This window comes from Lactobacillus nasalidis (assembly GCF_016587775.1).
Taxonomy (GTDB): domain Bacteria; phylum Bacillota; class Bacilli; order Lactobacillales; family Lactobacillaceae; genus Lactobacillus; species Lactobacillus nasalidis.
Window position 1 is genome coordinate 1 of sequence record NZ_BOCG01000344.1, and the last position, 2806, is coordinate 2806.

Consider the following 2806-nt stretch of genomic DNA (forward strand, 5'->3'; position numbering starts at 1 on the left):
GGGATGCTCAAGTCCTTCCTGACTTTGGCTGACGTCATGGCCACCGGCTACCACGCTGCCAGAGTCGCCGGCGTCAAGGAAGGCGACACAGTCGTCGTCATGGGCGACGGGGCAGTTGGCCAATGCGCGATCATTGCCGCCAAGATGCTGGGGGCCAAGCGGATCATTTCCACCAGCCGCCACCCGGACCGGGCTGCTTTGACCAAGGAATTCGGGGCAACCGACAACGTGGCCGTCCGCGGCGATGAAGCGGTCAAGGCCATCATGGATTTGACCGGGGGCTTTGGGGCTGACGCGGTTCTGGAATGCGTCGGCACTGAACAGTCAACGGCAACCGCCATGGCTGTCGGCCGTCCAGGCTCAACTGTCGGCCGGGTCGGTCTGCCGCACGTGCCGGCCCAGGACATGACCAGTCCGTTTTATAGAAACATCAGCGTGGCTGGTGGTCCGGCTTCGGTAACGACTTATGACAAGGAAGTCCTTCTTGACGCCGTCCTCAAGGGCGAAATCAACCCGGGCAAGGTCTTTACCGGCAGCTTCAGCCTGGATGAAATCGACCAGGCCTACTCAGCCATGGACAAGCGTGAGGTCATCAAGTCCTACGTCATCGTTGACTAATTAGTGTATTTTGGTGTAATCGGGGGATGACAATGAAACGCGCTTTGATAATATTGGGGTCTGTTTTGACCGCCTTGACGCTGGCGGCCGGAGGCGTTTTTGCTTTTTGCCAAGACCAGCAGGCCAGCTCCCTTTCACCGGAGTCGGCCCTGAAGGTCTCGCAGGTCAAGAAATCATATTCTGCCGCCCAAAAGGCCAAAAAAGCAGTTCCGGTCACGGCGATGAAGGCTTCCAGCTCGAAAAAAGCGGCTGAGCCCTTAAAGAAGACCTGTCCTGCCAAGCTGATCTTTAAAAAGATGGGATACTGACATATGAAAAAACACCAATTTGCTGCAGCCATGACCGGAATCGTTTTGCTGCTCCTGCTGCCGCTGCCCTTGATCCTGCTCGTTCACCGCTATCTGGTGGACAGCCGGGCCCACCTTCTGGCGATCGACCTGGGGATCGCGGCTTATGTCTGGTGGCTGGCCATTATTTTCCTGGCAACCCGGCCCAAGTGGCTGGAAAAGCGGCTGGGTCTGCCGGTTATCTATGCTCTGCACGGGATGCTGGGGGTCGTAGCGCTGCTGGCTGCTTCAATCCACCAGCTGAAGCTGCCTTCCTTTCACGCCATCGTTAGGAACACCGGGAACCTTGCCTGGTGGCTGGAAATCGCGCTCGTTCTCTTGGCCGTGGTCTTTCTGTCGGGCTGGCTGAGCGACCGGATCACCTTTTTCGACCGCTTGAAGAAAAAGCTGCCCCACCAGGTCAGCCTCTGGCTGCACCGGCTGAACTTTGTCGTGATTGCCTTGATTTGGGTGCACGTACACGTGATTCCGCGGATTACCGCCCTGCCATACTTCAGTCTGGTATTTGACTTGTACACTCTGTTATTCCTTTCCTTATACGCGTACCAGAAGTTTGTGGCTGGCGGCGATCCGCGCCAGCAGGGGCAGGTAGCGGGCAGCCGGCAGTTGGCTCCGCACGTTTTGGAAATGACGGTCAAGCTGGGAGAAGCGGCCGGGCCCGCGGAAGCAGGAGGCTATTACTTCCTGTCCGTCAAGGCCCCGGGATTTTCCAAAGAAAAGCATCCCTTCTCCGTTTTCAAAAGAGGGGACAAGCAAGTTTCCTTCCTGATCCATGAAGTCGGGGACTACAGCCAAAAGCTGGCCGACCTGCCGGCTGGCAGCCAGGTAAGCTTGGAAGGGCCGTATGGCATTTTTGACCAGATCATCAAGGAAAATCCTGACCGTCCCCTGGTGGCTTATGCCTTGGGGACGGGGGTGGCGCCTTTGATCGACCTAGCGGAAGAGTATGCCGGCAAGCGCCCGGTGCACCTCGTTTGGTCAAGAGGGCAGGCAGAGAACTATCTGGCTGACCGGTTGACCGGCCTGACCGAAAAGGGGGTCAAGGTCGACCAGCAGGAGCACCGCTTTAAGGATGACCAGCTCAAGGAGATCCTGTCCGCTGAAGAAATCAGCCGGGGCATCTTCTTGGTCGTTGGGTCCGGGATGGTGCTTAAGCGGGTGGAAGGCAAACTCCGCCAGCTTGGCGTTCAAAGCAGCCGGATCATTGATGAAAATATCGGCATGTAGAGTAACAGCACCGCGCCAGGTGCTGTTATTTTTTGCGCGGAAATGAACCCTAACCTGTTCAACCAATACCGGCGCCGGCTCAAGAATCAAGGGTTGATTGATTAAACGAAAATCGCAGCACCATCAGGTACTGCGATTTTTTGTAATTTTAATTATCTTTGCGTTTTTTGCCAGTGAATGCAAAAAGAAGCGTGCTAAGCAAAGTCAGAATCATTGCCGCTAAATTGTAGTCAGACTTCTTTTCACCAGTTTGTGGCAAAGTATCTCCATTGGTCTTGCTAGTAGTGGTGCTTTTACGCTTGCTTGGCGTATTGCCATGACTAAGTTGCCGGGTAACTGGCTTGTTAGGCGTAGCCGGCTTTGAAGGCACCGTAGGAGTAGTCGGTTCTTCTGGCGTGGTCGGCTTCTCCGGCGTAGTCGGTTCTTCTGGCGTAGTCGGTTCTTCTGGCGTAGTCGGTTTCGTCGGCACACTCGGTTCCGTCGGCGTGGTCGGTTCCGTCGGCGTAGTCGATTCCGTCGGCGTAGTCGGTTCCGTCGGCGTAGTCGGCGTAGTCGGCGTAGTCGGCTCGGTAGGCGTAGTAGGTTCCGTCGGCGTGGTCGGTTCCGTCGGCGTA

The 2806-nt window shown here is 56.3% G+C and carries 4 protein-coding genes; 3 read left to right on the forward strand and 1 reads right to left on the reverse strand.

Going from position 1 to position 2806, the window contains the following annotated elements; genetic code table 11:
* The 3 genes from lacNas_RS06575 to lacNas_RS06585 all read left to right on the forward strand — a co-directional run.
* A partial coding sequence (locus lacNas_RS06575) for a zinc-binding dehydrogenase (protein WP_201346708.1) occupies positions 1–618 on the forward strand: 618 nt, incomplete at its 5' end.
* 32 nt (positions 619–650) lie between these two features.
* Positions 651–926 (forward strand): hypothetical protein, encoded by a 276-nt coding sequence (locus lacNas_RS06580; RefSeq protein ID WP_201331828.1) that lies wholly within the window; start codon positions 651–653, stop codon positions 924–926.
* A 3-nt stretch (positions 927–929) separates the two neighbouring features.
* Positions 930–2192 (forward strand): ferric reductase-like transmembrane domain-containing protein, encoded by a 1263-nt coding sequence (locus tag lacNas_RS06585; RefSeq protein WP_201331827.1) that lies wholly within the window; start codon positions 930–932, stop codon positions 2190–2192.
* Positions 2193–2340: 148 nt separating this feature from the next.
* Here lacNas_RS06585 and lacNas_RS14240 read toward each other — a convergent pair.
* A partial coding sequence (locus lacNas_RS14240) for an LPXTG cell wall anchor domain-containing protein (RefSeq protein WP_244661432.1) occupies positions 2341–2806 on the reverse strand: 466 nt, incomplete at its 5' end.

Bases quoted from the DNA above. Each gene is read 5' to 3' on its own strand.
- lacNas_RS06585 (WP_201331827.1), top strand. From the start codon at position 930: ATGAAAAAACACCAATTTGCTGCAGCCATGACCGGAATCGTTTTGCTG.
- lacNas_RS06580 (WP_201331828.1), top strand. From the start codon at position 651: ATGAAACGCGCTTTGATAATATTGGGGTCTGTTTTGACCGCCTTGACG.